Below are 24,009 nucleotides of genomic sequence, written 5' to 3'. Positions count from 1 at the left end.
AATGTCGCACGAACTGTTCGAAGCCGCCCGCCAGGCGATGGGCAAGGCCCACGCCCCTTATTCGAAATTCCCGGTCGGCGTTGCCTTGAGGGCCGATGACAGCCAGGTCTATCTCGGCGCCAATATCGAGAACCTCTCCTTCCCTCAAGGGTGGTGTGCGGAACCGACCGCAATCGGCGCCATGGTCATGGGCGGGGCTAAGAAGATCGTCGAACTGGCGGTGATCGCCGAAAAGCTGCCGCTCTGCACGCCCTGCGGCGGCTGCCGCCAGAAGATCTCCGAATTCGCCACGGCCGATACCCGCATCTATCTCTGCGATGAGACGGGTGTCGCAAAAACCGTCACCATGGCCGAGCTTCTGCCGTTTGCCTTCGAGACGGATGTCATCGGATGACGGCAACGGTGACGGATCTCATCGTCGAGCGGCTGGGCGTCCTCGTCCCCCGCGTGGCGATCGTGCTCGGCTCGGGATTGGGCTCGCTTGTCGAAGGCGTCACCCAGCAGGTCCGTATCCCGTATAGGGAGCTCGACGGCTTTCCGGTCAGTGGCGTCACCGGTCATGCGGGCGAACTGGTTGCCGGTTATCTCGGTAGCCAGCCGGTCATAATGCTCTCCGGCCGCGCCCATTATTACGAGCGTGGCGATGCGCGCGCCATGCGCTTTCCCCTGCAGGTCCTGCAAGGCATCGGTGTCCAGTCGCTGATCCTGACGAATGCCGCAGGCTCGGTGCGCGAGGATATGCCGCCGGGCTCCGTCATGCAGATCGCCGATCACATCAACTATTCCGGCATGAACCCGCTGATCGGCGAACATGGCGATGGCCGTTTCGTCGGCATGACCAGCGCCTATGACGCGGGCCTGGCGCTGAAAATGCGCAATGCCGCCATCCGCGCCGGCTTGCCCCTGTTTGAAGGCGTCTACATGTGGTTCTCCGGCCCGAGCTTCGAGACGCCGGCCGAAATCCGCATGGCCCGCACGCTGGGGGCCGATGCCGTCGGCATGTCGACCGTCCCTGAAGTCATCCTCGCCCGCTATTTCGGCTTGAAGGTCGCGGCCGCCTCCGTCATCACCAATTACGGTGCGGGCATGACCGGCGCCGAGTTGAGCCACGAGGAAACCAAGGACATGGCTCCTCTGGGCGGCGCCCGCCTGGCAAAAATCCTGCACGAAATGCTTGCCGGTAACGCCTGACGTTTCAATGCCTTGCCGCCAATCGGGCAGCCTTGGCAAGAGGCGCAGCTTGCATCAAATCGGTTGAACGCTAAAGATGGCGTCTCAATCATCATCGGAGGACACCATGGAACTGAAGAGCCCGCGCGAGGCGGCGGCTTTTGCCCTGTCTCTTCTAGACCTGACCAACCTGCGTGACGATTGCGATGACGCCGCGATCGAAAACCTCTGCCTGCGCGCCCAGACGCCCTATGGCAATGTGGCCGCGATCTGCATCTGGCCGCGCTTCGTCGCCCATGCCCGTCAGATCCTCGGCGCCGATCATCCGGTCCGCATCGCCACCGTCGTCAACTTCCCTTCCGGTGATCTCACGGTGACCGATGTCGTCGCCGAAACCGAGAAGGCGGTGGCAGACGGCGCCGACGAGATCGACCTCGTCATCCCCTACAAGGCTTTCATCGCTGGTGATGAAGCGGCCGTGACCGCGATGGTCGAGGCCACCCGCGCCGCCTGCCAGAATTCCAGCCTCAAGGTCATTCTTGAAACCGGCGAGATCAAGAGCCGCGATCTCGTCCGCCGCGCCTCCGAACTGGCGATCGCCGCCGGTGCCGATTTCGTCAAGACATCGACCGGCAAGGTGCAGGTCAATGCAACGCTGGAAGCGGCCGACATCATGCTCACCGCCATCCGCCAGTCGAAGGCCAAGGTCGGCTTCAAACCGGCCGGCGGCATTTCCACGGTTGCCGATGCCGACCTCTATCTGCGCCTTGCCGAAACCATCATGGGCGCCAACTGGATCATGCCCTCGACCTTCCGTTTTGGCGCATCCAGCCTGCTGGACGATATCCTGGCCGTCCTCGGCGGCACCTCGACCCCGCGCGCAGCCGCCGGCAATTACTGATCCATGCTGCCGCAGGAGATCATCCGCAGAAAGCGCGATGGACAAATCCTGTCGCGTGACGAGATCGTGGCCTTCATCCAAGGCGTGACGACCGACACCGTATCGGACGCCCAGGCGGCCGCCTTCGCCATGGCCATCTTCTTTCGCGGCATGGAACGCGATGAAACGGTCGCCCTGACGCTTGCCATGCGTGATTCCGGCTCCGTCCTGTCATGGGCGGGCATCGACCGCCCGGTTGCCGACAAGCATTCCACCGGCGGCGTCGGCGACAATGTCTCGCTCATGCTCGCTCCCATCGCCGCCGCATGCGGCCTTGCGGTACCGATGATCTCGGGCAGGGGGCTTGGTCACACCGGCGGCACGCTCGACAAGCTGCAATCCATTCCCGGTTACGATATCGCTCCGAGCGAGGCTCGCTTCCGGCAGGTTGTGCGCGAGGTCGGCTGCGCCATCGTCGGCCAGACCGCAGATCTCGCCCCTGCCGATCGCCGCCTCTATGCCATCCGCGACGTCACGGCGACGGTCGAATCCGTTCCCCTCATCACCGCCTCCATCCTGTCCAAAAAACTCGCGGCAGGTCTTCAGACCCTTCTGATGGATGTAAAGGTCGGCACCGGCGCCTTCATGCAGGATTTGGACGAAGCCCGCATTCTGGCCCGCTCTCTGGTCGAGGTCGCCGGCGGGGCAGGGGTACCGACGGTGGCCCTGATCACCGACATGAACGAACCCTTGGCAGATGCTGCCGGCAACGCGCTCGAAATCGCCAACTGCATCGATTTTCTCGCCGGCAAGAAAACCGGCACCCGCCTCGAAACGCTGGTCCTCGCTCAAGCCGCCGAAATGCTTGTCCAGGGCCGTTTGGCGGCAGATCCCGCCGAGGGAACTCGCCTGGCAAGCGAAGCACTCTCCTCCGGCCGCGCCATGGAAATGTTCGGCCGCATGGTCCACGCCCTCGGCGGCCCTGCCGATGTTTGCGATCGCCCTGAGGCCCACCTGCCGCACGCCCCCGTAACCATCGAGGTGCCGGCCCCACGGGAAGGTTACCTCGCCACCTGCGACGCCCGCGCCCTGGGCCTCGCCGTCGTCGATCTCGGTGGTGGCCGCCGCGATGTCTCCGACGCGATCGATCACCGCGTCGGCCTCAGCCACATCCTCCCCCTCGGATCGAGGCTCTCCATGGGAGACCCCATCGCCCGCATCCACGCCGCATCGCAGGATCAGGCGGAGCGGGCCGTGAAGGCCGTTTTGGACGCCTACCACATCACCACGGAAGCCCCGCAGCTTTCACCAGTTTTCGTCGAGCGGATCGGATAGGGCGAGCGGGGGACCCGAGCCGTTAAGAATTGGCGCATGGCTGCAATTGTGTTATATCGTGCCTCTTCCCACACAGCCGAGGACGACATGCAGGTTAAGCCGAAACCGAACGTCGCACAGAACGATGATCGCGAGCATACGCGCGCCGCGGTCCTCGCTGCATGGAAAGCCTATCAGGCAAGCGGCCACCACGTAACCGAGGAGGAAGCCGACGCTTGGCTGGCGCGGCTCGAGGCTGGCGAAGACCTTCCGCCGCCCGCATGCCACGGCTGATCTGGTCGCCCGCGGCACTGGACGATATTGCCCGTCTCAACGCTTTTCTGGCTCGCAAGAACAGGGATGCTGCCAGGCGAGCAGTCAAGGCCATAAGGCAGGGTGTAAGACTTCTGCGCCAACATCCTGAAGCCGGCAGATCTATGGCGGATATGCCTCCCGAATTTCGCGAATGGCCGATCGAGTTCGGTGCGTCCGGCTATGTGGCGCTTTACCGGTTTGATGGCGGCCATGTGATAATTCTGGCCGTTCGCGCCGGCCGGGAGGCGGATCGCTAAGTCGGAGTCATGATCCCGCTTTAGCCTGTCTCAATTCGCCAGCGTCAGGCTGCTGCCCTTCACCTGGTAGGATTTCAGCTTGGTCAGGAAAGTCATGCCGATCAGCGTGCCGGAAAGCGCCTTGTCGCGCAGCACCACGGCCTCGACGTCGCGAACCCGGATGGAGCCGATTTCGACCCGGTCCAGCACCACCCGTGCCGCGTCCGTCTGGCCGTTCGCCGTGTTCACCGTGTAGCGGAAGTCGAGGCTGTTGCCGCTGAAACCCAGCCTGCGTGCGGTGCTTTCGTTGATGGCGATGGACGAAGCACCGGTATCCACCAGTCCCGTCACCGGCTTGCCGTTGAGCTTGAATGACCCGACGAAATGCCCGCGCCCGTCGGCATCGAGAACCGTGCTCCCCGACGAAACGGAAGCGATCTGGGGCGCGGCGGGAGCGGGCTTCGCCGCCTGCGGCATCTGCACGGCCGGAACGGGCTGCACTGAGTCCTCGGTCTGCTGCATGAGCGCCGGGATCTGCGTTGCCAGAACGGCCACTATGGCTGCGAAGATGGCGGTGCGGATCAGCATGATCGGGTCCCTTGATTAAGGACGACAAGTCTATCCCGCATTGTCTAAACAAAAAGGCGGCCGCGCCATGCCGGCCGGCCGCCTTCTGAAGTCTTGGTTAGAAAAGCCTGAAGCCTTTATTTGGTGCCGTACATGCGGTCGCCGGCATCGCCCAGACCGGGCACGATATAGCCCTTCTCGTTCAGGTGGCTGTCGACCGAAGCCGTGTAGATCTTCACGTCCGGATGCGCTTCCTGGAAATTCTCGATGCCTTCGGGCGCTGCCAGCAGGCAGAGGAAGCGAATGTTCTTGGCGCCGCGTTCCTTCAGCTTCTGGATGGCCGCGATCGCCGAATTGCCGGTCGCCAGCATCGGATCGACGACGATCATCAGGCGTTCGTCGAGATCGTCCGGGGCCTTGAAGTAATATTCCACCGGCTGCAGCGTGTCGTGGTCGCGGTAGAGGCCGATATGCGAGACGCGCGCCGAAGGCACAAGTTCCAGCATCCCTTCCAGAAGCCCGTTGCCGGCGCGCAGGATGGAAACGAAGACCAGCTTCTTGCCTTCCACGATCGGCGACTGCATCTCGGTGATCGGCGTCTCGATCGTCTCAAGCGTCAGCTCCAGATCGCGGGTCACCTCGTAGCAGAGCAGCATGGAGATTTCGCGCAACAGCCTGCGGAAGCCGGCGGTCGATGTCTCCTTCTTGCGCATGATCGTCAGCTTGTGCTGCACCAGCGGGTGATCGATGACTGTGACGCCGTCCATGGGCTTCTTCCTTTTTCGTTGCTTGTCTCTTCTTTTCCGAAAAACGATCGGTTCCGCAAGTGGCGAGATCAAGGTCCTTTCATGATCCCCAGTCTGCGCGGCTGATTTTCCGCGTCGAACCGGGCAAGCAGCGCCGCCCGTGTTGCCGCGTCCACGAATGCCGCCTCGAGCGCCGTGCGTGTCATGCCGTTGATCTCGGCATTGCTCATCCCCATCACCGCCGACGCGATCTCGTATTCGCGCGAGAGCGAAGTCTTAAAGAACGGCGGATCGTCGGAATTGATGCAGACGCGAACCCCCGCTGCCTTCAGCGCCTTCAACGGATGACTGTCGAAATCCGGATAGACGGAAAGCGCTATATTGGAACCGGGGCAAACCTCCAGCACCGTGCCGAGGTCGGCAAGCCGTGCCACCAGCGCCTCGTCCTCGATTGCCCGCACCCCATGGCCGATCCGCTGCGGCTTGATAAGGTCGAGCGCATCGCTGACGCTGAATGCCCCGCACACCTCGCCGGCATGGATCGTCAGCCCCAGCCCGGCGTCGCGGGCAATGTCGAAGGCGCGGGCGTAATCGGCCACCCGTCCCATGCGCTCCTCGCCGGCCATGTTGAAGCCGGTCACAAGAGGGTTTTTCGCCCGCGCCGCATAGCTGGCGGCCGCAATCACGCTGTCCGGTCCGAAATGCCGCTCGCCGGTCACGATGATGCGCGCCTCGATCCCGGTCTTCTCCTTCGCCGCAAAAATCCCGTCGCAGATCCCGGCCAGATAGGCGTCGGCCCCGAGCCCGATCCGGTCGCCGTGATCGGGCGACACGATGATCTCGCTGTAGATCGTGTCGATCGCGGCAAGTTCGGTGAGATAGGTCTCCGTCAGCAGCGCATAATCGTCAGCCGTGCGAAACAGCGAGGCGACCGCATCGTAGGCGACAAGGAATTCGGAAAAATCGCGCCACCGATAGGCGCCGTCGTGCAGGAAGGTGCTCGCATCGACGCCGTACTTGTCCGCCTGTGCCTGCGCCAGTTCCGGTGATGCGGCGCCCTCGATATGACAATGGATCTCGGCTTTCAGCAGATTGCGCGTCACAGGAAACTCCATCCATGCCGGCCGGCGGCAATGCCCAGATGCGCCGCAATCGTCTCGCCGATATCGGCAAAGGAGGAGCGCACGCCGATCGAGCGGGTCCGGATGCCTGGGCCGAATGCCATGATCGGCACGCGTTCGCGCGTATGATCGGTACCCCGCCAGGTCGGATCGCACCCATGGTCGGCGGTCAGGATCACCAGATCGCCTTGCTTCAGCTTGCGGTAGATGTCCGGCAGGCTGCGGTCGAAGGCTTCAAGTGCCGCCGCATAGCCCGGCACATCGCGGCGATGCCCGTAGACCATGTCGAAATCGACGAAATTGGTGAACACCAGATCGCCGTCGCCTGCGTCCTCCATGGCCGCAAGCGTCGCCTCCATCAGCGCCGCATTGCCATTCGCCTTGATCACGAGCGAGACGCCCTGATGCGCGAATATATCGCCCACCTTGCCCACCGCATGCACGGTCCGCCCGGCCTCCACCAGTCGGTCGAGCAATGTCGGCTCGGGCGGGGGAATGGAAAAATCGCGGCGATTTCCGGTGCGCTCGAATGCCTCCGCCGTTTCGCCGATGAACGGACGGGCGATCACCCGGCCGATATTGAGCGGGTCGAGCAGCCCGCGCACGACGGCGCACAGCGCCATCAACCGATTGAGGCCAAAGTGCTCCTCATGCGCGGCGATCTGGAACACGCTGTCGCTCGAGGTATAGCAGATCGGCTTGCCCGTGCGGATATGCTCCTCTCCGAGCCTGGCGATGATCTCGGTGCCAGAGGCGTGGCAGTTGCCCAGAATGCCGTCAATACCGCCCTGCTCGGAGATCGCTTCGACCAGCTCGGCCGGAAACGCATCGCCTTCCGCCGCAAAATACCCCCAGTCGAACATCACCGGTGTTCCGGCGATTTCCCAGTGCCCTGAGGGCGTATCCTTGCCGTTCGATAGTTCGCTGGCCGTGCCGTAAAGCCCGAACAGCCGCTCCGGCAGCGGCATTCCGGCGGGATGCTCGCCGCTCGCCATCCTGGCGATGTCCATCAGGCCGAGCGATGTCAGGTTGGGAAGCTTCAGCGGCCCGGATCGCAGCCCCGCCCGGTCTCCCGAGCCGGCGGCACAGAATTCGGCGATATGCCCGAGCGTATTGGCGCCCAGGTCACCATAATCGGCCGCATCGCGTGCGCCGCCGACGCCGAAGGAATCAAGAACGAAGAGAAAGGCGCGTGCCATCGGTCACCGGGACAAGGGCAATTCCGGCAAAGGTGCAAAGCGGTTTTGCCTGCGGAATTGCGTTGAAAGACTGCTCTGCGAATGCGTTCTTCGGCAATCTGCAAGGACCGCCGTCAAACGCAGTTCATATAGTCAGCTTTTGCGGCTGGCAAAGGCCCCGTTTGCCGGCGTCTCAGCATCCGTCACAGGTAATGCTGGAACCGACGCGCTGGCGATAGAAGAACTCGCGATTGAGCGTGATCGTCTGCAGGTTGCTCGGCATCAGTCCCGGCATGAACATCAGCAGCTGGTGCGTCACCGAAACTTCCGCCCGAACCAGAAACGTGTTGGCCGAGCGCATGTCGGTCGGCACATTGACGGCCGCGTTATTGGCATAGGGGCGTCCGCCGCTCTGGTTCCACGACCAGGCGACCGTTGGATTACCCGACGCGTCGAGCTTGACGCCGGTAATCTTCAGCGAGAGGTTCACCGGCCTGTAGGGTGTGAAGATGGCATTGGTGACGTTCACCATCTGCTGCAGGTCGGAGGCCGAAACGGTGGACTGCTGGGTCACCAGATCGGCGATCGTGCTGGCCGAACGCGTCACCCGCTTGGAGACGCTGAGGCCGATCGTCAGCTCGAAGGAGGTAATGTAGAGAAACAGCAGAAGCGGCGCGATCAGCGCAAATTCCACCCCGCCGACACCGCTGATATCCTTGCGGAAGCGTTGCAGCCTGTCGAGCAGAAGGAGCCTGGAAAATCTTCGCCTTACCTTGGGGGACATCAGGGATAGTCCTCGTTCTTGTAGGCGGCGGTCTCCACGATGAGGAAGTATTTCGATCCGCTTGTCGGGCGAATATTGGAAATGTAGGGGCGCAGAAGGTCGGTGATGATGTCCCACTTGTAATAGGCGCGCAGCATGTTGCGCGTGCCGGGTCCGCCGGGGAGATAGTTGAGAGACGTTCTGGACGTATCGAGATCGCCATTTGACGTGAGCGGCACCGTTGTCGGCATGTCGGAAAAGTTAGTGTAGCTTCTAACGTCGATCCACAGCCTGTTCGTTTGGGCTGTTGGGTCCGTTATTTCCGTTTCACTGCATTTTATCAGGATTGAGATCTCGCCGCAGAACAGCCGGCGAAACTCGGCCTCTGTCTTGTTGGTACTGTTGGTGTTCGGCGTGCGTTCAAAGGTAATATTGCCCGTTCGCAGCTGCCGCCCCATCGTATCGACCGAATTGGCCACCAGCTGTTCCGCCGTATAGGCGACGAAGGTTTCGATGATCGCGAAGACGATGATGAAATAGGGAATGGCGAGGATCGCGAATTCGATCGCTGCAGCACCGTCCTTCGAGCGGAAAAGCCGCCTGAATCGTCCTCTTGGCGCGCTGGCGGCGGTCGTTTGCGATTGGTCCTGCTGCATTTCTTCCTATCCGGCAAACGGCGAAGACGAGCGTGAACCATACTCAACGAGTATTGAAAATCCGTTTCCCGGTTGACGCAAATTGGTGCAATCAGCGGGGCTGGCAGGACAGGGGACGGTTATGGCGCAGCGGCCGGCGCGCTGGCGGCGGCGTTGGATTGCGAATGCTGCTCGCAATTGGGTGTGCAGGAAAGCACGGTGCGCTCCGTCTGCTTGAACATCCGCACCGTATTGCCCTCGTCGATCGACACCAGCACCCGTTCGTCGGCGATCGCGTTTCCGTCGGCGTCGAGCAGCACGAGGTTGGTGGTGCCGAAACTGCGGCCAGTCAGCACGATCGTCGTCGCGTCGGCCACCGTCGCATCGGCGACTTCGGCATTGCCGACGATCACCTTGGCCACCGGCCGATCGAGCTTCAGCACCCGCGCCTGATTCATGAATACGCGCAGAAGATCCTGCTCCTGGGCAAAGGCTAACGGCCCCGAGACAAGGCTCGATGCGATTGTAAAGGCAGCCAGCATTGCACGCAGCGCCATCTGAACATTTCCTCGGGCGGATTTCGATATGAACGAAGGATGACCCGCAATGGTGAACGAAGCCTTAAATCCTGCGCTTTTGTTGCCGCGCATCGCCTCGCCAGCCGCAAAACCAAGTAACGGAACTTGTTTGCGCAATCGGATTTCCGGGTTAAATACATGATATGAAATCATTTCGCGGCGATCATGTCATCGCGCGACAAATACTGAAAACTCTACCCTTCCCTTAACGGAAATATTTACCACGAGCGGCCGAATTGCTCCATTTAACGATTTGCTAACTTTGCCTTTTAAGTGCTTGGCAATCCTCCGGCGGTAGTTTTTGGTCGAACCGAACAACGAGGAACAGTTGTCGGTAAGTGCTGAACAACCATTCTTTCTGGAGTAGGAGAGTCCAATGTCCAAGATTTTCGCTCGTTTTCGCAAGGATGAATCCGGCGCGACCGCCATCGAGTATGGCCTGATCGCCGCCCTCATCTCTGTCGCCATCATCGCTGGTGCTTCCACCCTCGGTAACGCCCTTAACGGTACGTTCGCAACGATCACGACCAAGATGACCAATGCGAACACCACTGCGACGAACCGATAACGGCTAGCCGTCCGTTCGGCACCTATGACAACGGTAGAAGCCGTCCCGTGTGGGCGGCTTTGTCCGTTCTGCGCCCCCTTGATCGCCAGACAGTGAGTGCTCCATGTTGACGTTGGCAGCTGCCATCCCGGCTCTTGTCGTCTTTCCCGTGATCCTCGTCTGGGCCGCGGTCAGCGATTTTCTGACCATGACCATCCCGAACCGCCTGTCGATCATCCTGATCGCCGCGTTCATCTGTCTTGCACCGCTTCTCGGTATCCCGCTTGCGGCCATCGGCTGGAGCTTCGCTGTCGCAGCAGTGGTCTTTGCCGTCTGCTTCGCGCTGTTCTCGCTCAATGTCATGGGTGGCGGTGATGCCAAGCTTTTGACGGCGACCACGCTCTGGTTCGGCCTTTCGCCGTCACTTGCCGCTTTCATCATCTGGGTCGCCTATGCCGGCGGGGTCGTCACGCTGCTGTTCATCCTCTTGAGATGGCGCGCTGATGCGGTGGCTGCCATGGGCATACCGCTTCCCGTATCGCTGACCACCGCCAGGAAGATCCCCTATGGAATCGCGATTGCCATCGGCGGCCTCGTCGCCTTCTGGTCATCGCCGATCGCAATACGCGCACTCGATGTCGTCAAGGCGCTATCAATACTGCGTTAACCAGCATTGTAAGCTTCCTGTTAACTATAATTACACCATTGCCGCCCATCCTGCCGGGAATATCAGGGATTCTCTCGGGATTAGGTAATGAAGCCCGCTCGCATCATCATTCTCGCTGTGGCCGTTCTGGCTGCAGGCCTCGCCGGCCTGCTGGCCATGCGCATGTCCGGCACACAGGCGCCGCAGCTGGTGGAAACCGTCGTCAAGGAACCGACCGTCAAGGTTCTGGTCTCTGCGGATAATCTGCCCGTCGGCAGCCGCCTCAACGAGCAGACGCTGGAATGGCTCGACTGGCCAAGCGGCGCGGTCGCCGAAGGTTTCATCACCAGCGATACCCGTCCCGATGCGATGAAGGAGCTCGAAGGCTCCGTCGTCCGCCTGCCGATCTTCAAGGGTGAGCCGCTGCGGGCCGAAAAGGTCGCCGACAGCTCCAGTCGCATCATGTCCTCGCTTCTGCCGTCGGGCAAGCGCGCGGTGGCCACCGAAATTTCCGTTGCCACCGGCGCCGGCGGCTTTGTCCTGCCAAACGACCGCGTCGACGTCATCATGGTGCGCAGCAACCGCGATGGCGGCACCGGCTTCATCACCGAAAATGTCCTGAACAATGTCCGCGTTCTGGCGATCGACCAGAACATCCAGGAAGCGCCGGATGGCAGCAAGTCTGTCGTCGGCACCACCGCCACGCTCGAACTGACGCCCGATCAGGCCAAGGTCATCACGGTCGCCCAGCAGATGGCGGAGCGGCTGACGCTTGCCCTGCGCTCGGTCGCCGATGCGCAGGAAGAGGATACGGTTGCCGCCGACTATCTCCTCCAGGGCGGCGGCAAGGCAGATATCCAGGTTATCAAGTCGGGGTCGATCGTCACCGGCTCGACGCAGGCGAACTGAACGGAGCGATGAGCTGATGAGTTTCAAACGCAAGACCCGCGCTACCGCTTCGGCCGGCCTCGCCTTCTGCCTGGCCGTGTCCGGTATTCCCGGTCCCCTCGGTTTCATTGCCCCGTCTATGCTGTCCGTCACCGAAGCCGCCGCCGCCGATAGCGGCGTTATCCGCATTGCGCAGGGTGGTGTCGGTGTGAAGCGCCGTCTCGCGATCGGTCTCAACAAGGCGCTGGTCATCGATCTGCCGTCCGATGCCCATGATATCCTCGTCGCTGATCCGTCCATGGCCGATGCCGTCACCCGCACCTCACGCCGCATCTATCTGTTCGGCAAGACGGTCGGCCAGACCAACATCTTCGTCTTCGGCCCGAACGGCGAGGAAATCGTCACGCTTGATGTCGAGATCGAACGCGACATTTCCGGCCTCGAAGCCAATCTTCGCCGCTTCCTGCCCGATTCAAACATCAAGGTCGAGATCGTCTCGGACAACATCATCCTCACCGGCAGCGTCAGGACACCACAGGATTCGGCCAAGGCGGCTCAGCTTGCCGGCATGTTCCTCAGAGGCGGTGAAGCGACGACGCGTGAGCGCTCGGTGAGCGGCAGCGAGGGTGGCACCGGCGCGATCTTCGCGGAACAGCGCCAGGTATCGCAGATCCAGAACATGCTCACGGTCGAAGGCGAAGACCAGGTGACGGTGAAGGTGACGGTGGCCGAAATTCGCCGTGAAATCATCAAGCAGCTTGGCTTCGACAATGTCTTCCAGCGCGATGCGTCCGCCAGCGGCTCTGGACTGTCCGTCCTGGGTGCCGCAACGAACGCGACCGATGGCCTCGTCGGTCAGGTAACAGGCAATGTAGGCAAGTTCAGCTTCGACATGATCATGAGTGCGCTGGAGCAGGCAAACGCCGTTCGCACCCTCGCGGAACCCACTTTGACGGCCATTTCCGGTCAGTCCGCGACATTCAATTCCGGCGGCGAGCGGCTCTACTCGACGCTTGGTACAGACGGTGTATCGACGCTGACGCCCTACAATTTCGGTGTGTCCCTCGGCTTTACGCCTACGGTCCTGTCGTCCGGCCGCATCAGTCTGCGCATCCAGACGCGTGTTTCCGAACCGGTTGCCAACACGACGGGTGGAGCTGAATTCCGCAAGCGGGATGCCGAGACGGTCGTCGAACTGCCCTCCGGCGGCTCGATCGCGGTGGCCGGCCTGCTTCAAGATGAAATACAGCAGAACATGCGCGGCACGCCTGGTGCATCCAAGGTGCCGATTCTTGGCGGTCTGTTTCGCCAGAAGCGCTATGAACGCAACGAAACCGAGCTTGTCATCATCGTCACGCCGTATCTGGTGCGCCCCGTCGCCCGCAACGAGCTGTCGCGCCCGGATGACAATTTCCAGCCGGCAAGCGATCTCGAAAGCGTCTTCCTTGGCCGGGTGAACAAGATCTATGGCCGCAAGGAAGCGCCGCCGCAGGCGCCGTACCAGGGCAATGTCGGGTTTATCTACAAATGATCAAGCGCACGCAAATCCACTTCACCGGCGGCCGCCACGCGCAGGAAAGGCATCCATCCATGGATCCGCGAAAGACGATGACATTTGCGAAGAAGCATATCGCGACCGCGCTTCTGATCGGCGCCGCGGCGCTTCTGTCCTCCTGTGCCGGCAAGGACAGCATGACCACGGGCTCGCTGCCGGATGATTACCGCACCCGTCATCCGATCGTCGTCGGCGAGGCGGAAAAGGTCATCGATATCCCGATCGCGAGCGGCGACAGCGGCCTTGGCCGCGGCCAGCAGGAAGTCATTGCCGGTTTCGTCGCCGAATACCGCCGCTCCTCCTCCGGCATCATCCAGGTCATTGCACCGCGCGGCTCGGCCAACGAAGGGGCTGCGGCCTCCGCAGCGTCCGCCACCCGCAAGCTGATGGTCAAGATGGGCGTTCCGGCGCAGAAGATCCTGATGTCGCATTTCCCGTCGGAATTCGGTGAATCCGCACCGATGCGCCTCAGCTATGTGGCGATTGCCGCCAAGGCCGGTCCCTGCGGCGAATGGCCGGCGGACATGACGCTCAACACCTTCTCCAACAAGAACTATTACAATTTCGGCTGCGCCAGCCAGAGCAACCTTGCCGCCCAGATGGCCAATCCGAACGACATCCTCGGCCCGCGCCGCATGACGCCGCCGGATGGCGAGCAGCGCGGCCAGGCGATCGAGCGCTATCGTGAAGCGGTCGTCGAGTTGGAGGATATGTGATGATCAGCACCGTCAATTACGACGTGACCGGTCAGTCTGCGGATGGCGAGGCCGCAAGGCCTTCGTCGATCGATCTGGAAACCGTACGCCCCCTGCCGCGCATTTCAGTGCACATCTTCTGCGAAAGCGAAGCCGTGCAGCGCATGGGCGATGCGATGGCCCGCGACCGCCGCATGTCCAAGGTCAACCTGCGGGTGACCAGCGGCGGCACCAGCGCGGCCGCCAACATGTTTTCATCCGCGCCAACGCCGAACCTCATCGTCATCGAGACGACGGCCGAGCCGAAGAACCTGCTCTCCGAGCTTGCGCCGCTGGCCGAGGTCTGCGACCCGACGACACGCGTCATCATCATCGGCCGCTATAACGACATCGCGCTCTACCGCGAACTCGTGCGCAACGGCATTTCCGAATATCTCGTCGCGCCCGTCGCCATGAGCGACATGATGGCGGCCATCTCCGCCATCTTCGTCGACCCGGATGCGGAACCGCTTGGCAAGTCGATCGCCTTCATCGGCGCCAAGGGCGGCGTCGGTGCCTCGACCATCGCCCACAACTGCGCCTTCGGCATATCCAGCCTGTTCTCGACCGAAACCATCCTGGCCGATCTGGACCTGCCTTTCGGCACGGCCAATATCGATTTCGACCAGGACCCGATGCAGGGTATCGCTGAAGCGGTGTTTTCGCCCGAGCGGCTGGACGAGGTCTTCCTCGACCGTCTCCTGACCAAATGCTCCGACCATCTCTCGCTGCTGGCCGCCCCATCGCTTCTCGACCGCGCCTATGATTTCGATGGCCGCGCCTTCCAGCCCGTCGTCGAAATCCTCCAGCGCAGCGCGCCGGTGGCGGTGCTCGACGTGCCGCATGCCTGGAACGAATGGACCACCTCTTTGCTGGGCGAAACCGATGAGGTCGTCATCTGCGCCGTGCCCGATCTTGCCAACCTGCGCAATACCAAGAACATGCTCGATGCACTCAAGAAGCTGCGGCCGAACGACCGCGTGCCGCATGTCGTGCTCAATCAGGTCGGCATGCCCAAGCGGCCGGAAATCAGCCCGCAGGACTTCACCGAGGCGCTGGAAATCGAGCCGATCGCCATCATTCCCTTCGATGCACCGCTGTTCGGCAATGCTGCCAACAGCGGCCGGATGATCTCCGAAGTCGACGCGAAATCCGCCACCGCGGAAACCTTCTCGCAGATCGCCCATGTGGTAACCGGCCGGATCGCGATGAAAAAGGCGAAAAAGGGCGGTCTGGGCAAGGTCCTCGGCATGCTCGGACGCAAGTAAGTCACACCAGCTCAAGGAATTGGGACGCAAGCATGTTTGGAAAGCGCGGAAACGATGGGTTCGGGAAGGCCGGTACGCTGACGCCGCCGCCTGCGGCCGCTTATACGCCCGCGCGCCCCGAAAGCGCGTCTGCAAGACCGGAGGTCCCGGCCGACAGCAACCCGTCCCGTCAGACCGCCGCGCCATCGCCGCAGGTCGCCGCTGCACCTACCCGCAAGCGCCAGGCGCGCACCGAGAATTACTACGATACCAAGAGCCAGGTCTTTTCGGCCCTTATCGACACGATCGACCTGTCGCAGCTTTCCAAGCTGGATACCGAAAGCGCGCGCGAGGAAATCCGTGATATCGTCAACGATATCATCACGATCAAGAACTTCGCGATGTCGATTTCCGAGCAGGAGGAGCTGCTTGACGACATCTGCAACGACGTGCTCGGCTACGGCCCGCTCGAGCCGCTTCTGGCCCGCGACGACATCGCCGACATCATGGTCAACGGCGCCGGACAGACCTTCATCGAAGTGGCGGGCAAGACGATCGAGTCGGAAATCCGCTTCCGTGACAACGCCCAGCTTCTGTCGATCTGCCAGCGCATCGTCAGCCAGGTCGGCCGCCGCGTCGATGAGAGCTCGCCGATCTGCGACGCCCGTCTTCCCGATGGCTCGCGTGTCAACGTCATCGCCCCGCCGTTGTCGCTCGACGGTCCGACCCTGACGATCCGCAAGTTCAAGAAGGACAAGCTCACCCTCGACCAGCTGGTCAAGTTCGGCGCCATCACGCCGGAAGGTGCGGTCCTGTTGCAGATCATCGGCCGCGTGCGCTGCAATGTCGTCATTTCTGGCGGTACCGGCTCCGGCAAGACGACGCTCCTGAACTGCCTCACCGGCTATATCGATGCCGACGAGCGCGTCATCACCTGCGAGGATACGGCCGAACTGCAGCTGCAGCAGCCGCATGTGGTCCGCCTGGAAACCCGCCCGCCGAATATCGAAGGCGAGGGCGAGATCACAATGCGCGATCTCGTCAAGAACTGCCTGCGCATGCGCCCTGAACGCATCATCGTCGGCGAAGTGCGCGGACCGGAAGTCTTCGACCTGCTGCAGGCGATGAACACCGGCCACGACGGCTCGATGGGCACGATCCACTCCAACACGCCGCGCGAATGCCTGAGCCGTATGGAATCGATGATCGCCATGGGCGGCTATACGCTGCCGGCCAAGACGGTGCGCGAAATCATTTCGGGCTCGGTTGACGTTGTCATCCAGGCTGCCCGCCTGCGTGACGGTTCGCGCCGCATCACGCAGATCACCGAGGTCGTCGGCATGGAAGGCGACGTCATCATCACCCAGGACCTGATGCGCTACGAGATGGACGGCGAAGACGCCAATGGCCGCATCATCGGCCGGCATGTCTCGACCGGCATCGTCAAGCCGCATTTCTGGGATCGCGTGCGCTACTTCGGCGAGGAGCGTCGCCTGACGGCAGCCCTCGACGCCATGGAAACGGCCAGGGATTGATATGCGTGTACCGGGCTGCGGTGACCGGGTTTGCGTGGATCCGGATGCACAGACTTTAGGCTTAAGGGAAGGTTCGCATGTTCGGGCTTGATATGACCATGCTTCTGGTCGTCCTTCTGGCTGCCATCTCGGCGGCCTCGGTGGCCTATGCCTTTCTGTTTTCGCGCATCGAGGCGGAAAAGAAGACGGGCGCCCGCCTGAACCGCGTCAAGGCCGCCGAAAGCGATGTCGGCAAGGCCAAGGCTGCGCGCGACCGCGTCCAGGAACTGTCGAAGCGTCGCAAATCGCTGCAGGATTCGCTCAAGGATCTGGAAAAGAAGCAGCAGGAAAAGAACAAGTATATCGGCGACAAGAGCCTCAAGTCGCGTCTCTCCCAGACCGGCATGTCCATCACCATAGGGCGCTTCTACACCCTGTCCGCGGCGCTCGGCCTTGTCGCCTTTCTCGCCGCGCTCATTCTCGGCATGTCGCTGCTCGCCTCGCTCGGCGCCGGCTTCGCGCTCGGCGCCGGCCTGCCGCGCTGGATCATCGGCTTCCTCATCAAGCGCCGGCAGAACAAGTTCCTCGACGAAATGCCCAATGCGCTCGACGTCATGGTCCGCTCGATCAGGTCGGGCCTGCCGCTCAACGATGCGATCCGGCTGATCGCATCCGACGGTCGCGAGCCGGTCAAGCGCGAGTTCCAGCGTGTCATCGAGGCTCAGCAGATCGGTATCGGCATTCCGGAAGCCTGTGCCCGCATGCTGCAGACCATGCCGCTTAACGAGGTCAACTTCTTCGCCATCGTCATCGCCATCCAGAGCCAAGCCGGCGGCAACCTGTCGGAAGCGCTCGGCAACCTTTCCCGCGTCCTGCGCGAACGCAAGAAGATGAAGGCCAAGGTCCAGGCCCTGTCGATGGAAGCCAAGGCATCGGCGGTGATCATCGGCGCATTGCCCTTCATCGTCGCAACGCTCGTCTATCTCACCTCGCCGGAATACATGACAGTCCTCTTCTCCGATCCGCGCGGGCATATCATCATGCTGGTCTCCGGCGTCTGGATGACGATCGGCATCGTCGTGATGCGCAACATGATCAACTTCGACATATGAGGACCGGCCGGTGAAAGCGCTTGCAGAAACCATCACCGAGCCGACGATGCTTTTCGCCATCCTCGTCGCCGTCGCCGTTTTCCTGACGCTCTATACGCTGGTCATGCCGTGGCTGGATCGCGGCGATCTCGACAAGCGGATGAAGGCGGTTGCGACGGAACGCGAGGAAATGCGTGCCCGAGAGCGTGCGCGCATGAACGCCGAAGGATCGAAGGCCAGTCTGCGCACGCAGAACAACCACAATGTCCGCCAGATCGTCGAGCGCTTCAACCTGCGCGAGGCGCTGGCCGACGAGGGAACGACCAACAAGCTGCGCGCCGCTGGTCTGCGCAGCCAGAACGCGATGAACATGTTCCTCGTCGCGCGCTTCCTTCTGCCGTTCCTGTTTCTCGTCATCGCCGCGATCTGGGTCTTCGCTCTCGGCAATCTCGAATCGCGACCGATGGGCATCCGCATTCTGGCGGTCATCGTCTTCGCCTATCTCGGTTTCTACGCCCCCAACATCTACGTCTCCAACAAGGTCAACAAGCGCCAGGCCTCGATCAAGCGGGCATGGCCGGATGCGCTCGACCTGATGCTGATCTGCGTTGAATCCGGCATTTCCATCGAGGCGGCCATGCGCCGCGCGGCGGAAGAGATCGGCACCTCCTCGCCGGAACTTGCCGAGGAACTTGTGCTGACGACCGCCGAACTCTCCTTCCTGCAGGACCGCAAGACGGCGCTCGAAAACCTCGGAAACCGTACCCAGCTCGATATCGTCCGCTCCGTCGTCCAGGCGCTCATCCAGGCGGATCGCTACGGCACCCCGGTCGCCCAGGCGCTGCGCGTTCTCGCCCAGGAAGGCCGCGACGAGCGCATGAACGAGGCGGAAAAGAAGGCCGCCGCCCTGCCGCCCAAGCTGACCGTGCCGATGATCCTGTTCTTCCTGCCGGTTCTCGTCGCCATCATCCTCGGCCCCGCCGGTATCCAGGTCTCCGACAGGTTCTGACCGTCATCGCTTTACGCTATCATGCGCGTCCAGCCGTTCGAAACGTAAGGAAGCCGCATGCTGAATGAAGATATCGAGGCCATCGATGGAGCCTGCCACTGCGGCACGGTTCGTTTCCATGTCCGACTGGTGAATGGCCTGCGCAGCGCCAGACGCTGCACCTGTTCCTATTGCCGCATGCGCGGCGCGATCGCCGTGACCGCCAATCTTGGCGACATCGAGATCCTGTCGGGCGAGGAGGCGTTGACACGCTACCAGTTCAACACCGGCACGGCGAAACACTATTTCTGCTCGGTCTGCGGCATCTACACCCACCACCAGCGGCGGTCGAACCCGAACCAGTACGGCGTCAACGTCGCCTGCCTGGAAGGCATCAGCCCCTTCGATTTCCCCTCGGTCATCGTCAACGACGGCATTGCCCATCCGTCGGACGGCAAGCTGGAGGGAAAATCCGGCCGCGCCGGCATTCTCAAGTTCATCGCGGAATAGCGCAGTTCCAGCAAAAGTGCGTAGCGGTTTTGCGTCTGCAACCGCTTCAAAACATGGGTTCAGAGCAATTTGGCGTTTCGAGGAAAATCGGAATGGCTCCAAGGGGCAGGGCGTGGGCCGAAAGATCGGGCCAGCCGCAATGACGAAACTCAGTTCGTCGCCGTCTGTGCCTTGTCCTTGTCGGCAAGCTTTGCCCAGGAGTTCTGCTGCGACAGCATCGAGCGCAGATAGGTGACATTGGCGTCGGCCTGGGACTGCGAAAGCTCCTTGCGGGCAATCGTCTCGGCTTCCGAAAAGCGCCCCTGCAGGCCGACGACGAGCGCCAGGTTCTGCCGCACGCGGCTGTCGGCGGCAGGCTGCTGCGTCGCGTTGCGCATATAGGTTTCAGCCGTCTTCAGGTCGCCCGAAAGCACATAGGACATGCCGAGGTTCGACATCACGCTCGGTTCGTTCGGCTGGGTCTGCAGCGCCATGCGGTATTTCTGACGCGCCTCGCTGGAGCGGCCGAGCTGGTCGAGCACGGCGCCCTCCGCCGAATAGAGCCGCCAGTCGGGATGATCCGGTGTCTGCGCCCGGCCGATCGTCGCCAGCGCCTGTTCCAGCTGGCCGGCGGCCGCCTGCGCCTTGCCGTAGGAGGACAGCACCTGACGGTCGGTCGGGTTGGCGATCGCCACCTGCTGCATCACCGCCAGCGCCTGCGTGTGCTTGCCGGTCATGCCCAGCACGGTCGCATAGCGCAGGCCGATATCGCGGTCCTTCGGGTTTTTCACGTAAGCTGCGCCGATCGCCCGTTCTGTCTCGGCCAGTTCTGCCGCATTCATGCCGTCAAGCGGTGCGGCCGAAACCTTGGGAATCGAGCCGGTCGTGACATTGTCATGCTTTGTCGTGTTGCAGCCCGTTACGCCCAGCGCAAGGCAGATGACGGCGGCAGCGCTCGTCATCGAGGAACGCCGGGTGGATGAACGCGGAAAAAGGGTCTTTGCTGCAGTCATCGTCGTCTCGCGGGTCCGTTGCCTTTAGCGATCGCGGTGGCCGGCCGGTCCGGCTGGCTTCACCCAAGCGGCGCATTTCCCATTCAGCAATAAACTGTTAACCCTAACGAATTCTTAAATTCCGCGATTCCCGAAGGTTAGAAACCGGCCATGACGCCCTTCCAGCATATTCCCCGCCCGACACCCTTCAGCCCGTCCGATGCCGTAACGAGGCCCGTGACCGCGGTCACGACCGCAGCGCTTGGCGATGGATCGCTCGATCCGGCAATTGCGGCCTGGGCGACGGCCGCGGGCTTCAAGGCGGAGGCGGGCACGGTGCTTGCGCTGGCCGGTAAAAACGGGGCCGTCGACGGCTTTCTCTTCGGCCTCGGCGCCGATCCGAGCGACACGCCCTTCCTCGCCGGCAAGCTCGCCAGGCTGCTTCCGGCCGGCGACTGGTCGATCGAGGCCAAGGGCATGGAGCCGTCCCAGCTGGCGCTCGGCTTCGGCCTCGGCAGCTATGCCTTCACCAAATACAAGGCCGAAAAGCCGCGTGATGTCCGCCTTGCCGTCCCCGCAGGCGTCGATGCCGCCGATGTCGAGCGTCAGCTCGCCGGTATCGTGCTTGCCCGTGACCTCATCAATACGCCGACCAACGACATGGGGCCGAATGATCTCGAGGAGGCATTCCGCGCGCTCGGTCAGCATTACGGCGCCACGGTCACCTCCATCGTCGGCGAACATCTGCTGGAAAAGAACTTTCCGCTGATCCACACGGTCGGCCGCGCCAGCGCCGTGGCGCCCCGCCTGCTCGAGCTTCGCTGGGGCCGCAAGGGCGCGCCCCGCGTCACGCTGGTCGGCAAGGGTGTCTGCTTCGATACCGGCGGCCTCGACTTGAAGGGCGCCGCCAACATGGCGCTGATGAAGAAGGATATGGGTGGCGCCGCCAACGTCATGGGTCTTGCCCTGATGATCATGGATGCCGGCCTCGACATCGATCTTCAGGTCCTCGTCCCGGCGGTCGAAAATTCCATCGCCGGCAATGCCTTCCGCCCCGGCGATATCTACAGGAGCCGCAAGGGAATCACGGTGCAGATCGACAATACCGATGCCGAAGGCCGCCTGATCCTGGCCGATGCGCTGGCCTATGCCGACGAGACACCGCCGGATCTGCTGATCGACATGGCGACGCTCACCGGCGCCGCCCGCGTCGCGGTCGGTACCGAACTGGCGCCCTTCTTCACCGACGACGAAACGCTTGCCGGCCGCCTGTCGCTGGCCGCCAAGGTCGCCGCCGATCCCGTCTGGCGCATGCCGCTGTGGATGGGCTATGACAAGGATATCCGCTCCAAGGCGGCCGATATCACCAACGCGCCCTCCGGCGGCATGGCCGGCGCGATCACGGCAGCCCTCTTCCTCAAGCGCTTCGTCACCGCCTCGCCGAGCTGGGTCCATCTCGATATCTATGGCTGGAACCTCGCGGAAAAGCCGCATGCCCCGGTCGGCGGCGAAGCCTTCGCCATCCGCGCGCTTTACAGCGTCATTCGCGACATGGCCAAGGGCTAAATCCCTAATCCCCGATACCGATCGCTGAACCGGCCGGCAAACAGACCGGTAACGGTTTGCCGCTAAAATCGGGGCCGATAGGAAACATCGGCCCCGGAGCTTCAAAAATGTCGATCGAGCTGACGGCGACGCAGGCGCTTGGCCTCTGGCACAGCGTTTTCGTCGAAGCGGTGCGCAACGATGCGCCGGATCTGACGCAACGCCAGCTGGCGATCCTCCTGCATATCTACATGGTGCCGCCGCCGCATACGGTACGCGGCCTGGCCGCGATGCTCGGCGTCACCAAACCGGTCATCACCCGCGCGCTCGATACGATGGGCGAGCTTGGTCTCGTGGAACGCCAACGCGATGATCGCGATCGCCGCAATGTCGTGATAAGAAGAACCGTCGGCGGCGCGCTCTACCTCGAAAAGCTCGGGGACCTGATCATCCGCGAAGCCGGCCGTATTGCCTGACGAATTTAATCCGACGAAACCGGCCTGACGAACCTGGCCCGACAAACCTGACATGACGAATTCAGCCCGACCCCACCCGCCGACCAAGGACAAGCTCATGCAGCTGGACAGACGCCTCAACGCCTTTCGACCGGATCTCGCAGCGGAAGCCCTCAAGGGCCGGGTCGAGGCTGCCCGTTTCGTCAAGGGCGATGCGGCCCGCGTCCTGACGCCTGTCGCAGCCCTGCGCCCGCTGCCGGATCTCGGGCGCGGCATCGATACCGAGCTTCTGTGCGGCGAGACCGTGCGCGTCTTCGACCGGGCGGAGGGTTTTGCTTGGGTGCAGGCGGATGCCGACGGTTATGTCGGCTATCTTCCGGAAGCGATGATCGGCGCACCTCTGGCCGCCACCCACCGCATCGCCGCCCCGCGCACCTTCGTCTATCCCGAGGCCGAGCTGCGCAAGCCGGCACTGCGCGCGCTTTCCATGGGCAGCCTCGTGACCGTTATCGGCGAGGCGGAAACCCGTGGCACCGGATATCTTCTGCTGGAAGGGGGAGGGGCGGTCATCGCCGCCCATTGCATTCCGCTCGGGCAGACGGCGGAAGACGATTACGTCGCGGTCGCCGCAAGGCTTCTCGAAACGCCCTATCTGTGGGGCGGCCGCTCCGGCTTCGGCATCGATTGCTCCGGCCTCGTCCAGCTGGCGCTGATGATGGTCGGCAGACCCGCCCCGCGCGACAGCGACATGCAGGCCTCCTTCGGTGAGGCGATCGATCGCGGCGAACTCACCCGCGGCGATCTCGTCTTCTGGAAAGGCCATGTCGGCATCATGGAGGATGCCGAGACGCTGCTTCATGCCAACGGCCATACGATGACCGTCGCCCGCGAAAATTTCGAAGCGGCCGTCAAGCGCATCGGCTGGCTCTACGAACAGCCGACCGGCTATCGGCGCATCCTCTGATATCGGGTGATATCAGGCCGCCGCGGCGTGTCGGCTGAGGCCTCTTCGCCACAGCGGTCGCGACAAACGCGCCCCATCACGAGAATGTTGGCCTGTCCGTCATGGCATGGCCCACATCGAGCCCCTATCTCTGTGTCAACGATGCGACGAAGCAATGCGGAGTGAAGACGGATGCTCAAGGGTGCATGGATATTGCCGGCGGTGATGCTGTTCGTTCTCCTTCTGGCGGCAGTGCCTTCGGTCGTCTTTGCCGCCGATGGCGATCCCTTCGGCCGGTCGATGAACACCTACTTCAAGGATCTGCCAGGCGTCGTGCCGCAGGAAGAGCGGGTCAAGCGCGACGAGTATCGCTGCACCACCGGCGTCGGCTACACGTCGCCACGCATCGGCCGCTCGCGCCACAGCATCCTCGATGACATGCCGGTTCAGGTCTATCGCTGCCAGTCGCCGAACGGCACCACCTATACCGGCCGCAGCATGCCGAACACCCAATGGGTCCCCGGCCTCAACCCGCATCACCTGCCGAAATAATCAAGCGCCGGAACACCTGTCTTCAGGGTAGATCTGACGCGGGCGGGCAAGGCTGAAAACAGCCTCCGCCGCAGCAGAATTCATGCCCGAAAACCGGTTGATTTCTGCTGTGGTCCAGAAATAGCAAAGGCCCGCAAGCGGGCCAATTACTAAGTATAATCAATGGGAATGGTGCCCAGAAGAGGACTCGAACCTCCACATCCTTTCGGATACCAGCACCTGAAGCTGGCGCGTCTACCAATTCCGCCATCTGGGCGACGGAGAGCGATGTACGAGGGCCGGCGGGGTAAGTCAACCGGGTTTTTGAACTTTCTGTGTCA

Annotated in this window: 28 protein-coding genes and 1 tRNA gene; 20 read left to right on the top strand and 9 right to left on the bottom strand. The window is 62.4% G+C overall.

Features of this window, described 5'->3' with window-relative positions:
- The first annotated feature begins 1 nt into the window (after nucleotide 1).
- From AC0JZ4_RS04495 to AC0JZ4_RS04470, 6 genes are all read left to right on the top strand, one after another.
- A complete protein-coding gene (locus AC0JZ4_RS04495) occupies nucleotides 2-394 on the top strand; it encodes a cytidine deaminase (protein WP_471885239.1) in 393 nt (130 codons plus the stop codon).
- A complete protein-coding gene (locus AC0JZ4_RS04490) occupies nucleotides 391-1,191 on the top strand; it encodes a purine-nucleoside phosphorylase (RefSeq protein ID WP_471885238.1) in 801 nt (266 codons plus the stop codon). Before AC0JZ4_RS04495 ends, AC0JZ4_RS04490 begins: the two co-directional genes overlap by 4 nt.
- Before the next feature lie 106 nt (nucleotides 1,192-1,297).
- The gene (gene deoC, locus AC0JZ4_RS04485; protein WP_471885237.1) at nucleotides 1,298-2,071 is read left to right on the top strand and encodes a deoxyribose-phosphate aldolase; all 774 of its coding nucleotides are present in this window, start codon (nucleotides 1,298-1,300) and stop codon (nucleotides 2,069-2,071) included.
- Nucleotides 2,072-2,074: 3 nt separating this feature from the next.
- Nucleotides 2,075-3,385 carry a thymidine phosphorylase gene (deoA, locus tag AC0JZ4_RS04480; protein WP_471885236.1) on the top strand — a complete coding sequence of 437 codons (1,311 nt, stop codon included), beginning with the start codon at nucleotides 2,075-2,077 and terminating at the stop codon, nucleotides 3,383-3,385.
- 36 nt (nucleotides 3,386-3,421) lie between these two features.
- A complete protein-coding gene (locus AC0JZ4_RS04475) occupies nucleotides 3,422-3,658 on the top strand; it encodes a hypothetical protein (RefSeq protein WP_471887940.1) in 237 nt (78 codons plus the stop codon).
- Entirely contained in the window at nucleotides 3,547-3,936 is a 390-nt protein-coding gene (locus tag AC0JZ4_RS04470; RefSeq protein WP_471885235.1) for a type II toxin-antitoxin system RelE/ParE family toxin, read from the top strand. Before AC0JZ4_RS04475 ends, AC0JZ4_RS04470 begins: the two co-directional genes overlap by 112 nt.
- Nucleotides 3,937-3,966: 30 nt before the next feature.
- On the opposite strand, the gene AC0JZ4_RS04465 is transcribed toward AC0JZ4_RS04470, so the two are convergent.
- The 7 genes from AC0JZ4_RS04465 to AC0JZ4_RS04435 all read right to left on the bottom strand — a co-directional run bounded on the left by AC0JZ4_RS04465 (nucleotide 3,967) and on the right by AC0JZ4_RS04435 (nucleotide 9,467).
- Nucleotides 3,967-4,503 carry a TIGR02281 family clan AA aspartic protease gene (locus AC0JZ4_RS04465; protein ID WP_471885234.1) on the bottom strand — a complete coding sequence of 179 codons (537 nt, stop codon included), beginning with the start codon at nucleotides 4,501-4,503 and terminating at the stop codon, nucleotides 3,967-3,969.
- A gap of 116 nt (nucleotides 4,504-4,619) precedes the next feature.
- Nucleotides 4,620-5,249, bottom strand: coding sequence for a uracil phosphoribosyltransferase (upp, locus tag AC0JZ4_RS04460; protein ID WP_471885233.1), 630 nt, complete (start codon nucleotides 5,247-5,249; stop codon nucleotides 4,620-4,622).
- A 68-nt stretch (nucleotides 5,250-5,317) separates the two neighbouring features.
- Complete coding sequence (locus AC0JZ4_RS04455; protein WP_471885232.1) at nucleotides 5,318-6,331, bottom strand: adenosine deaminase; 1,014 nt, start codon at nucleotides 6,329-6,331, stop codon at nucleotides 5,318-5,320.
- A complete protein-coding gene (locus AC0JZ4_RS04450; RefSeq protein WP_471885231.1) occupies nucleotides 6,328-7,548 on the bottom strand; it encodes a phosphopentomutase in 1,221 nt (406 codons plus the stop codon). Before AC0JZ4_RS04450 ends, AC0JZ4_RS04455 begins: the two co-directional genes overlap by 4 nt.
- A gap of 172 nt (nucleotides 7,549-7,720) precedes the next feature.
- On the bottom strand, nucleotides 7,721-8,311 hold the full coding sequence (locus AC0JZ4_RS04445; protein ID WP_471885230.1) for a TadE/TadG family type IV pilus assembly protein: 591 nt from the start codon (nucleotides 8,309-8,311) through the stop codon (nucleotides 7,721-7,723).
- The gene (locus tag AC0JZ4_RS04440; RefSeq protein WP_471885229.1) at nucleotides 8,311-8,946 is read right to left on the bottom strand and encodes a TadE/TadG family type IV pilus assembly protein; all 636 of its coding nucleotides are present in this window, start codon (nucleotides 8,944-8,946) and stop codon (nucleotides 8,311-8,313) included. Before AC0JZ4_RS04440 ends, AC0JZ4_RS04445 begins: the two co-directional genes overlap by 1 nt.
- 119 nt (nucleotides 8,947-9,065) lie before the next feature.
- A complete protein-coding gene (locus AC0JZ4_RS04435) occupies nucleotides 9,066-9,467 on the bottom strand; it encodes a pilus assembly protein N-terminal domain-containing protein (RefSeq protein WP_471887784.1) in 402 nt (133 codons plus the stop codon).
- 412 nt (nucleotides 9,468-9,879) lie between these two features.
- Here AC0JZ4_RS04435 and AC0JZ4_RS04430 point away from each other — a divergent pair, with 412 nt between their 5' ends.
- The 10 genes from AC0JZ4_RS04430 (at nucleotide 9,880) to AC0JZ4_RS04385 (ending at nucleotide 19,223) form a co-directional block, all read left to right on the top strand.
- Nucleotides 9,880-10,071, top strand: a complete 192-nt coding sequence (locus AC0JZ4_RS04430) for a Flp family type IVb pilin (RefSeq protein ID WP_471885228.1) — start codon at nucleotides 9,880-9,882, stop codon at nucleotides 10,069-10,071.
- Between the two features lie 103 nt (nucleotides 10,072-10,174).
- A complete protein-coding gene (locus tag AC0JZ4_RS04425; RefSeq protein ID WP_471885227.1) occupies nucleotides 10,175-10,717 on the top strand; it encodes an A24 family peptidase in 543 nt (180 codons plus the stop codon).
- Nucleotides 10,718-10,804: 87 nt separating this feature from the next.
- A complete protein-coding gene (gene cpaB, locus AC0JZ4_RS04420) occupies nucleotides 10,805-11,605 on the top strand; it encodes a Flp pilus assembly protein CpaB (protein ID WP_471885226.1) in 801 nt (266 codons plus the stop codon).
- Between the two features lie 16 nt (nucleotides 11,606-11,621).
- Nucleotides 11,622-13,115 (top strand): type II and III secretion system protein family protein, encoded by a 1,494-nt coding sequence (locus AC0JZ4_RS04415; protein WP_471885225.1) that lies wholly within the window; start codon nucleotides 11,622-11,624, stop codon nucleotides 13,113-13,115.
- A gap of 77 nt (nucleotides 13,116-13,192) precedes the next feature.
- Nucleotides 13,193-13,855 carry a CpaD family pilus assembly protein gene (locus AC0JZ4_RS04410; protein WP_471885224.1) on the top strand — a complete coding sequence of 221 codons (663 nt, stop codon included), beginning with the start codon at nucleotides 13,193-13,195 and terminating at the stop codon, nucleotides 13,853-13,855.
- Between the two features lie 2 nt (nucleotides 13,856-13,857).
- On the top strand, nucleotides 13,858-15,141 hold the full coding sequence (locus AC0JZ4_RS04405) for an AAA family ATPase (protein WP_471887783.1): 1,284 nt from the start codon (nucleotides 13,858-13,860) through the stop codon (nucleotides 15,139-15,141).
- A gap of 32 nt (nucleotides 15,142-15,173) precedes the next feature.
- A complete protein-coding gene (locus AC0JZ4_RS04400; protein ID WP_471885223.1) occupies nucleotides 15,174-16,655 on the top strand; it encodes a CpaF family protein in 1,482 nt (493 codons plus the stop codon).
- A 77-nt stretch (nucleotides 16,656-16,732) separates the two neighbouring features.
- The gene (locus tag AC0JZ4_RS04395; RefSeq protein WP_471885222.1) at nucleotides 16,733-17,746 is read left to right on the top strand and encodes a type II secretion system F family protein; all 1,014 of its coding nucleotides are present in this window, start codon (nucleotides 16,733-16,735) and stop codon (nucleotides 17,744-17,746) included.
- A 46-nt stretch (nucleotides 17,747-17,792) separates the two neighbouring features.
- Nucleotides 17,793-18,734: a type II secretion system F family protein gene (locus AC0JZ4_RS04390; protein ID WP_471887782.1), complete on the top strand. Its 942-nt coding sequence runs from the start codon at nucleotides 17,793-17,795 to the stop codon at nucleotides 18,732-18,734.
- Between the two features lie 60 nt (nucleotides 18,735-18,794).
- A complete protein-coding gene (locus AC0JZ4_RS04385; RefSeq protein WP_471887781.1) occupies nucleotides 18,795-19,223 on the top strand; it encodes a GFA family protein in 429 nt (142 codons plus the stop codon).
- A 149-nt stretch (nucleotides 19,224-19,372) separates the two neighbouring features.
- Here the strand turns inward: AC0JZ4_RS04385 and AC0JZ4_RS04380 are convergent, their stop codons facing one another.
- Complete coding sequence (locus tag AC0JZ4_RS04380) at nucleotides 19,373-20,215, bottom strand: tetratricopeptide repeat protein (RefSeq protein WP_471885221.1); 843 nt, start codon at nucleotides 20,213-20,215, stop codon at nucleotides 19,373-19,375.
- Nucleotides 20,216-20,365: 150 nt separating this feature from the next.
- Here AC0JZ4_RS04380 and AC0JZ4_RS04375 point away from each other — a divergent pair, with 150 nt between their 5' ends.
- The 4 genes from AC0JZ4_RS04375 (at nucleotide 20,366) to AC0JZ4_RS04360 (ending at nucleotide 23,689) form a co-directional block, all read left to right on the top strand.
- The gene (locus tag AC0JZ4_RS04375; RefSeq protein WP_471885220.1) at nucleotides 20,366-21,760 is read left to right on the top strand and encodes a leucyl aminopeptidase family protein; all 1,395 of its coding nucleotides are present in this window, start codon (nucleotides 20,366-20,368) and stop codon (nucleotides 21,758-21,760) included.
- A 107-nt stretch (nucleotides 21,761-21,867) separates the two neighbouring features.
- Nucleotides 21,868-22,215: a MarR family transcriptional regulator gene (locus AC0JZ4_RS04370; RefSeq protein ID WP_471885219.1), complete on the top strand. Its 348-nt coding sequence runs from the start codon at nucleotides 21,868-21,870 to the stop codon at nucleotides 22,213-22,215.
- A 97-nt stretch (nucleotides 22,216-22,312) separates the two neighbouring features.
- Nucleotides 22,313-23,158, top strand: coding sequence for a C40 family peptidase (locus tag AC0JZ4_RS04365; RefSeq protein ID WP_471885218.1), 846 nt, complete (start codon nucleotides 22,313-22,315; stop codon nucleotides 23,156-23,158).
- A gap of 171 nt (nucleotides 23,159-23,329) precedes the next feature.
- Nucleotides 23,330-23,689 carry a hypothetical protein gene (locus AC0JZ4_RS04360; protein ID WP_471885217.1) on the top strand — a complete coding sequence of 120 codons (360 nt, stop codon included), beginning with the start codon at nucleotides 23,330-23,332 and terminating at the stop codon, nucleotides 23,687-23,689.
- A 169-nt stretch (nucleotides 23,690-23,858) separates the two neighbouring features.
- On the opposite strand, the gene AC0JZ4_RS04355 is transcribed toward AC0JZ4_RS04360, so the two are convergent.
- A tRNA-Leu gene (locus AC0JZ4_RS04355) sits at nucleotides 23,859-23,945 on the bottom strand.
- Nucleotides 23,946-24,009 lie beyond the last annotated feature (64 nt).

The sequence above is a fragment of the [Rhizobium] kunmingense genome (assembly GCF_977018605.1).
This window is presented reverse-complemented; position numbering and strand designations above follow the sequence as displayed.

What these genes read in the sequence shown, in the direction of transcription:
- AC0JZ4_RS04400 (WP_471885223.1), top strand. Translation starts at nt 15,174, where the DNA reads ATGTTTGGAAAGCGCGGAAACGATGGGTTCGGGAAGGCCGGTACGCTG.
- AC0JZ4_RS04415 (WP_471885225.1), top strand. Translation starts at nt 11,622, where the DNA reads ATGAGTTTCAAACGCAAGACCCGCGCTACCGCTTCGGCCGGCCTCGCC.
- AC0JZ4_RS04425 (WP_471885227.1), top strand. Translation starts at nt 10,175, where the DNA reads ATGTTGACGTTGGCAGCTGCCATCCCGGCTCTTGTCGTCTTTCCCGTG.
- AC0JZ4_RS04440 (WP_471885229.1), bottom strand. Translation starts at nt 8,946, where the DNA reads ATGCAGCAGGACCAATCGCAAACGACCGCCGCCAGCGCGCCAAGAGGA.
- AC0JZ4_RS04465 (WP_471885234.1), bottom strand. Translation starts at nt 4,503, where the DNA reads ATGCTGATCCGCACCGCCATCTTCGCAGCCATAGTGGCCGTTCTGGCA.
- upp (WP_471885233.1), bottom strand. Translation starts at nt 5,249, where the DNA reads ATGGACGGCGTCACAGTCATCGATCACCCGCTGGTGCAGCACAAGCTG.
- cpaB (WP_471885226.1), top strand. Translation starts at nt 10,805, where the DNA reads ATGAAGCCCGCTCGCATCATCATTCTCGCTGTGGCCGTTCTGGCTGCA.
- AC0JZ4_RS04450 (WP_471885231.1), bottom strand. Translation starts at nt 7,548, where the DNA reads ATGGCACGCGCCTTTCTCTTCGTTCTTGATTCCTTCGGCGTCGGCGGC.
- AC0JZ4_RS04470 (WP_471885235.1), top strand. Translation starts at nt 3,547, where the DNA reads ATGGAAAGCCTATCAGGCAAGCGGCCACCACGTAACCGAGGAGGAAGC.
- deoC (WP_471885237.1), top strand. Translation starts at nt 1,298, where the DNA reads ATGGAACTGAAGAGCCCGCGCGAGGCGGCGGCTTTTGCCCTGTCTCTT.
- AC0JZ4_RS04395 (WP_471885222.1), top strand. Translation starts at nt 16,733, where the DNA reads ATGTTCGGGCTTGATATGACCATGCTTCTGGTCGTCCTTCTGGCTGCC.
- AC0JZ4_RS04430 (WP_471885228.1), top strand. Translation starts at nt 9,880, where the DNA reads ATGTCCAAGATTTTCGCTCGTTTTCGCAAGGATGAATCCGGCGCGACC.
- AC0JZ4_RS04435 (WP_471887784.1), bottom strand. Translation starts at nt 9,467, where the DNA reads ATGCTGGCTGCCTTTACAATCGCATCGAGCCTTGTCTCGGGGCCGTTA.
- AC0JZ4_RS04410 (WP_471885224.1), top strand. Translation starts at nt 13,193, where the DNA reads ATGACATTTGCGAAGAAGCATATCGCGACCGCGCTTCTGATCGGCGCC.
- AC0JZ4_RS04475 (WP_471887940.1), top strand. Translation starts at nt 3,422, where the DNA reads ATGGCTGCAATTGTGTTATATCGTGCCTCTTCCCACACAGCCGAGGAC.
- deoA (WP_471885236.1), top strand. Translation starts at nt 2,075, where the DNA reads ATGCTGCCGCAGGAGATCATCCGCAGAAAGCGCGATGGACAAATCCTG.
- AC0JZ4_RS04495 (WP_471885239.1), top strand. Translation starts at nt 2, where the DNA reads ATGTCGCACGAACTGTTCGAAGCCGCCCGCCAGGCGATGGGCAAGGCC.
- AC0JZ4_RS04380 (WP_471885221.1), bottom strand. Translation starts at nt 20,215, where the DNA reads ATGACTGCAGCAAAGACCCTTTTTCCGCGTTCATCCACCCGGCGTTCC.
- AC0JZ4_RS04490 (WP_471885238.1), top strand. Translation starts at nt 391, where the DNA reads ATGACGGCAACGGTGACGGATCTCATCGTCGAGCGGCTGGGCGTCCTC.
- AC0JZ4_RS04375 (WP_471885220.1), top strand. Translation starts at nt 20,366, where the DNA reads ATGACGCCCTTCCAGCATATTCCCCGCCCGACACCCTTCAGCCCGTCC.
- AC0JZ4_RS04445 (WP_471885230.1), bottom strand. Translation starts at nt 8,311, where the DNA reads ATGTCCCCCAAGGTAAGGCGAAGATTTTCCAGGCTCCTTCTGCTCGAC.
- AC0JZ4_RS04370 (WP_471885219.1), top strand. Translation starts at nt 21,868, where the DNA reads ATGTCGATCGAGCTGACGGCGACGCAGGCGCTTGGCCTCTGGCACAGC.
- AC0JZ4_RS04360 (WP_471885217.1), top strand. Translation starts at nt 23,330, where the DNA reads ATGCTCAAGGGTGCATGGATATTGCCGGCGGTGATGCTGTTCGTTCTC.
- AC0JZ4_RS04390 (WP_471887782.1), top strand. Translation starts at nt 17,793, where the DNA reads ATGCTTTTCGCCATCCTCGTCGCCGTCGCCGTTTTCCTGACGCTCTAT.
- AC0JZ4_RS04365 (WP_471885218.1), top strand. Translation starts at nt 22,313, where the DNA reads ATGCAGCTGGACAGACGCCTCAACGCCTTTCGACCGGATCTCGCAGCG.